Raw genomic sequence first — 6,165 nt, 5'->3', positions numbered from 1 at the left:
TCAGTGGATAGAGCACCAGATTCCGGTTCTGGGTGTCGGGGGTTCAAATCCCTCCGTGCTCGTTTCGATAAGTTGATCTAGCAATCCTACTTGTATTCTATGAAGGGATAGCTCTGGCGTTAAGCACGACCAGAGGTTAACTGCCGTGAAAGTTGTAGATTTACTTATTATTATTCAGTTAAAAAATAACAATTAACAATTAACAATTAACAAAATTCCCCTAACCATAATAGACATCTCCAGAAACTCGGTTTTGACCCAGGCAGTGCAAGGGTTTGAGGTTAATTTTTGGAGATGTCTAATAAGATTTTGATTAACTGAACTTCCCATCACTGTCTATCCTAGAGCCAATCATGAACCTTCGAGACTTAGTGACGTGGCTAAAAGAAGGAACTGATCTGAGTATTTTGACTCAGGAAGTGTTACAGAATCTAGCACCTAAGCTGGAAGAGCGGATATGCGGTGCAAACCAAACCTTAGTGCTAGCCAACACCCCTGCCGTAGGATTATATATTCTCCGCTCAGGTGCAACATTTAACCTGTACAAACCTACTTACAAGCAGATAGGACGATGGTATAGCATTAGTTTTAACTAATGGTTGTTGCCGACAAAGCAATGCCAAAGACAAAGCGCTAATTTTCTTGATGGAGGCTCTCGGCCTACTCTTAAACCGCACTGTAACTTCACTCAGTCCATTATTTTACGTCGCTTAACTTACGACCAGCTGCCTTCGCTTTTAGTTCTTCGTTGGGCGGTAGTGTTCGCTTGTTAAACAAGTTACTGACTGATTTCATTGTAAGAGCATGAATAGTGTTTGACAAGGTTTAGGGCAGAAAATTCGTGTTTTTGTTGGACCTCTTGCACAGTCAAGGAACCAATAGGAGAGTCATCGATAAAAACAGACACTTGTTCCGACAGTTTGTAATCTTGAAATTGCTGATAGGTTGGCGTTGTATATATATCAATAGGTTGGGTATAAACTTCGAGTTGCTTGTCGATCAGATTGACAATCCAATAAACTGAAATACCTGCACGAGCATAGATGCGTTTCTTCAACGTTCGGTCTCGTTCTAGGGTGGAGTCGGCAATTTCAACCACTAAAGCTAAGTCTGACGCACCAGGATGGCGGTCAAGATAATCGCGAGTATCGCCTTTAACAATCACGATATCCGGTTCTGGCTCACTATTGTCTAAAGTAATTGGTTCTTGTGCATCTACGTACCATCCGTTTGGAATAATCGCTTCCAGTGCATTCCGAGTTAGTTTAGTAGAGGCACGATGTGGTGGATTTTTCGGCATTTTAGGAATGAGCCACCCTTCCAGCAGTTCCACTGGGTCATCTTCGCCCAGGATACCCCAGCGAATCATCTGGTGGTATTGTTCAACCTTAAAGCGCCAGACCGGTTCCGTTGGTACCGCTAAAGGCTGTTCAAAGTTTTTTCCCCTCGATTGAGTAGAGACAGACACAAGGTTACGACTTCTTGTTTTTGCCTTTTATCGTAGCATTGCAAAGCCTAAGAGATTGCCCCAAATCTTAATTGGGTGAGGAACTTTCGTTCTGGGTTAATGGCAGTAGGGAGTAGGGATTGCTAAAATTGAATGTACCTCATAAATATGATCAACGCTATTTTTTTAAATCAGTATATGTAAGCATTCAGCCGTCAGCTATCAGCTATCAGCTAGCAGCTATCAGCTAGCAGCTAGCAGGCGCTTTAACTGAACGGAGTCGGATGAGTAAAACGAGCAGAGATTTTCAACCAACCGTACCAGCCCGTAAGCTTGTTTACTACCTCCCGTTGATTAGCTGACGGCTGACGGCTGATAGCTGAATACTTACCAGTATATACTAAAGCCACTGACACCAGATAAATGATCTCGGGGTCCCTATAAAAATGCCACAACTCAAAACTAAAACTCTACTTACCCTGGAAGAATTTCTGGCAATGCCTTCGACCGATGTAACCTATGAATTAGTTGAGGGGCTTCCAGTACCGAAAATGTCTCCTAAACGTTTTCATGCTAGGGTAACTGGTGCTTTATATACACTTTTGGATCAGTGGTGTCAGGAAAAGGGTGAAGTCAATCCAGAGTGGGCAATAGCCTTGCAACGTCACGGTCAAAACTGGGTACCTGTGCCTGATTTAACCTACATTTCTGTTCAGCGTCTGCCCTCAGAAGTTATAGAAGATGAGGCTTGTCCAGTACCTCCAGAGTTAGCCATTGAAATTATCTCACCGGGACAAACTTTTGGCCAATTAGCCGAGAAAGCAACGGATTATTTAGAAGCGGGAGTATTACGAGTTTGGGTTGTTGATCCTCAGGCGAGAAGTATCACAATTTTTTATCCAGATGCGCCACCACGGACTTATACCAAAGCTGCGCTGATCACTGATTCGCTTTTTGAAGGATTGGAACTTACTCCGGAGCAAGTGTTTGGGAAAGCGAGGTTACCTAAGAAGGGTTAATTAGTCAAAATCAATAAAAGTTATGTTGTTGAAATAACCAAAATTATAAGAATAGTTTAACAAAAAAAATACCTAAAAATTATTAGTGATGTTCCCTATTCCCTGTTCTCTGTTCCCTGTTTCCTATTTCCTCTTAAACACTTATGGAGCAATTGTTAATTGCCAATTAGGAATTGACAATTAACAACCTAAAATCAAACTACCCGATAGAGAAAACTTAGAGTTGCCCAAGTATTGACATCCAAGGCGTAGGAATCAGCACCTATACTGAGGGAAGAATCTAGGGAATTTGCACTAGCATTGTGTATGTCTTGCAGCACCGCCTGGGCTACGTCCAAGGGGTTAAACAAATCATCAATTGGTGCTCCGATTCCGCGACGAGATGGCACAGCGTCGAGAGCTGTAGCGGCCTGAGTGAAGGGGGAGCGACTGCAAATCAGTTGCATTTCCACCAGTCCACTAGGACCTGAGACAATCCCACCAACAGAAGCTACAGCTGATGGCAGGGTTAGAGTTTCCCCAGGAGCAATTACGGCATTTGTGATAAATGCAGAGTTTTCTGAAGTCTGTGATGTTTCCAAAAATGGCAGTTCATATAGTGCGATCGCATTGCCATTGGTATTAAAGCCTAATAGCAAGAAATAGATCGGTTGGTCACCGTAGTTTTCGATCTGATAATGGAGACGACTCCCAATCGGCAAGATCGGAACACCTGCTCCTGCCACAGTTTCCGTCAACTCACCCTGAGATTTAGCTTCCCCCTCACCTACGAAACCTACCCGTGAGGAGGAAGCCGTCCGTAATGTTTCGAGTTGCATCACTACCTTTTGCTCTGGTTCAACCATGTCCAGGGATACCCGAATACCTAGACCGGAAGACCCATCATTTGCGGTTAGACGCAGCAATTTTGCGGCCAGCAAGGTGTTCAGTTTACCAGCCAATCCCATAGCTGCTGACTTCACGGCTACCCCAGCTTCTCCAACTCCATTGGGTATGGGTTCACCGTCTAGATAGAAGATTCCATAACCCCCTCCTCCACCATTTGTGGAAGAGAGTGCTTTCCCAAACAAATAATCAGCCGGTTGTTCCCCTGCTTGCACTACCGATGCAGCAGAGATACCAGAAAAGGCACTGGTAGCATCTACTCGCTCAATTCGTTCTAGGTTCCCATCCAGAGCTACCGTTAGACCAATATTACGGGGTAACACCCGGACAGCTTCTTGCACCAGCTGCCCAACTTGTAGCTGATTGTTATTATCAGTAGTACCACCAATAAATTTTGCCTTAGCAGTCAGACCATCTTGAGACGTTATTTGTAGTTGGGAGACTCCCGATTTAGCACCGACTAATTCCAATACAGACAATACAGAGTTGTTGCTATAGTAATCCACAACTGTTGCTGGTAATCCTGCTAACCACAACTGTGCAGTTTGACCATTATCTTCCACGGCAGTGACCACACCATCCGCTCCCATGCTAGGGTCAGCAGGGAGATAATAGGTAGGTATTGGCTCAAGACTACTTTGACCTCCTAGCTTTGGCTGTTGCTGTGTACCTGTCAGTTGATTAACCATCACACCAGCGTGAGTCAGGCTCACCTGACTTGTCGTTGTTGGTATTGCCTGCCACAGATACTGAGTAAGACCATAGCTAAATAAGCCAGCACTGAAACTATTCCATTTAGCCTCCATTGCTATTTGATTTGGTTCAGCAGCCGTGAGCACCATACCTGCCATCGGATTCATCGATCCAGGAACAACCGAGACGGATTGCCGGTTTACAATCCCTTTCCCAGAATCCTGTATCCGCCGCCGCAGTTCCTCTTGAAAAGCCAGTTCGTCCCGACTAGCCTCTCGGGCTGGTCGGTTAGTACTAGAGCGTACCTTAATATTTCCTTGGAGGAGGCTATCAGCTACGGTGTAGCTAGTATCAAGTACTGTAGTGACTTGGTCAGTGAAGAGCGATCGCAATAGCAAAACTAGCGTTTCTTCCAGTAAATCGTTGGCTACCTTAGGATTTTTTTTGGTAAGGCTCCCATCTACTGGAACCAAGCTATTTTGAAGTGCAACAGACCTATCGGTTTGATATCCTGGAGATAGCTTAACCTGGCTACCGAAGCCACTGAAGTGGAAGACTACCACATCACCCGCTTTCGCTTGCTCAGTCAGATGTTCAATAAAAGCCGTTTCAATATTTTTGCGAGTCGCTTGGTCATCTTTAAGTATAAGTATATCCTTCGGGTTGAAGCCAAACCGATGAATCAATAGTTCTTGTTGTAGTTCTACATCAGTAACACAGCCATCCAATAGTGTGCTACGAGGATACTTGTTGATACCCACTAGTAGGGCTAACTTTCGCCCAAGGGGTTGTGCTAATACTTGGAAGTAACGGTCTATTCCAGGAACAGCTAAACCACTATTCCCTAGGAGGGATAGTAATGTTTCACTTACTCCTAATGTTGCCAATCCCAAACTAGCTTTTTGCAGAAAAGTCCGGCGATTAAGTCCCATATCCGCGCTTCAGCTTTCAGATTTCAGCTATCAGCCTACCAGGATTGGGGCTCCCACGGCCACAAGCTGTGGGATTTCCAGTTCAGCTAGTTCACTAGTTCACTAGTTAAAGCTTGAACGCGACGCGCGTGCCTATTGGCCAAGGTTAGACGGTTGAAGGTTGAAGGTTATTTGGTTTAAGGTTACAGGTTACAGGTTATTTGGTTTAAGGTTACAGGTTACAGGTTATTTGGTTTAAGGTTACAGGTTACAGGTTATTTGGTTTAAGGTTACAGGTTACAGGTTATTTGGTTTAAGGTTTGGAATATAACCGCCTAACCAAATAACCAAATAACCGCGTCACCGGCAACCTTCAACGGTTTAACCTCCAACCTTCAACCTTCAACGGTCTAACCTTCAACCTTCAACGGTCTAACCTCCAACCTTCAACGGTCTAACCTTCAACGGTCTAACCTTCAACCTCCAACCTTCAACTTTCAAGCTTCAACGGTCTAACCTTCAACGGTCTAACCTTCAACCTTCAACCTTCAACCTTCAACCTTCAACCAAATAACCTCCAACCTTCAACCTTCAACGGTCTAACCTTCAACCTTCAACTCGTCTCGTGCATTGCCTTAGCCAGTTCTGCTGCCACTTCAGGTCGGGAAAATTCCGGTGGTGGTAACTCTCCCTGACGTAGCATTTTCCGTACCTTAGTACCGGATAAATGAATCCTCTGCTCCGGTGTACTTGGACTAGTCTTGGCGGTAGCCATACCCTGGGTGCGAGTGCAGTAGAAGGCGTGCTCAAACTTCATCGGCATGATCCCCAACTCACCTGGCTCAAACTCACCAAAAATGTGTTGGGCATCATAGGTACCGTAATAGTCTCCCACACCAGCGTGATCCCGTCCTACAATGAAATGGGTACAGCCATAATTCTTCCGTACCAAAGCATGGAAAATGGCTTCTCTTGGGCCAGCATAACGCATGGCAGCAGGGTTAATTGCCAGAATCACTCGGTCATTAGGAAAATAATTCTCCAACATGATTTCATAGCAACGCATCCGTACATCTGCTGGGATGTCGTCGCTTTTAGTAGCACCCACTAAGGGATGAAGGAGTAGACCGTCTACAGTTTCTAGAGCGCACTTGATGATATATTCATGAGCCCGATGAATGGGATTACGGGTTTGGAAACCTACCACTGA

The 6,165-nt window shown here is 44.9% G+C and carries 5 protein-coding genes and 1 pseudogene; 2 read left to right on the top strand and 4 right to left on the bottom strand.

Annotated features, from left to right (window positions below; genetic code table 11):
* Window positions 1-353 precede the first annotated feature (353 nt).
* Window positions 354-596: a cyclic nucleotide-binding domain-containing protein gene (locus F6K20_RS20715; RefSeq protein WP_287265767.1), complete on the top strand. Its 243-nt coding sequence runs from the start codon at window positions 354-356 to the stop codon at window positions 594-596.
* A gap of 182 nt (window positions 597-778) precedes the next feature.
* Here the strand turns inward: F6K20_RS20715 and F6K20_RS20710 are convergent, their stop codons facing one another.
* A complete protein-coding gene (locus F6K20_RS20710) occupies window positions 779-1,468 on the bottom strand; it encodes a Uma2 family endonuclease (protein WP_009149172.1) in 690 nt (229 codons plus the stop codon).
* A 245-nt stretch (window positions 1,469-1,713) separates the two neighbouring features.
* Entirely contained in the window at window positions 1,714-1,857 is a 144-nt protein-coding gene (locus F6K20_RS20705) for a hypothetical protein (RefSeq protein ID WP_287295869.1), read from the bottom strand.
* A 36-nt stretch (window positions 1,858-1,893) separates the two neighbouring features.
* On the opposite strand from F6K20_RS20705, the gene F6K20_RS20700 reads away from it, so the two are divergent.
* Window positions 1,894-2,466, top strand: coding sequence for a Uma2 family endonuclease (locus F6K20_RS20700; protein WP_009149173.1), 573 nt, complete (start codon window positions 1,894-1,896; stop codon window positions 2,464-2,466).
* A gap of 194 nt (window positions 2,467-2,660) precedes the next feature.
* On the opposite strand, the gene F6K20_RS20695 is transcribed toward F6K20_RS20700, so the two are convergent.
* Entirely contained in the window at window positions 2,661-4,976 is a 2,316-nt protein-coding gene (locus F6K20_RS20695) for a caspase family protein (RefSeq protein ID WP_009149174.1), read from the bottom strand.
* A gap of 592 nt (window positions 4,977-5,568) precedes the next feature.
* Window positions 5,569-6,165: pseudogene (sat, locus tag F6K20_RS20690) on the bottom strand (sulfate adenylyltransferase); the annotation flags it as partial.

The sequence above is a fragment of the Moorena sp. SIO2C4 genome, from assembly GCF_010672485.1.
GTDB classification, from domain to species: Bacteria; Cyanobacteriota; Cyanobacteriia; order Cyanobacteriales; family Coleofasciculaceae; genus Moorena; species Moorena producens.
This window is presented reverse-complemented; position numbering and strand designations above follow the sequence as displayed.

What these genes read in the sequence shown, in the direction of transcription:
- F6K20_RS20715 (WP_287265767.1), top strand. Translation starts at nt 354, where the DNA reads ATGAACCTTCGAGACTTAGTGACGTGGCTAAAAGAAGGAACTGATCTG.
- F6K20_RS20695 (WP_009149174.1), bottom strand. Translation starts at nt 4,976, where the DNA reads ATGGGACTTAATCGCCGGACTTTTCTGCAAAAAGCTAGTTTGGGATTG.
- F6K20_RS20700 (WP_009149173.1), top strand. Translation starts at nt 1,894, where the DNA reads ATGCCACAACTCAAAACTAAAACTCTACTTACCCTGGAAGAATTTCTG.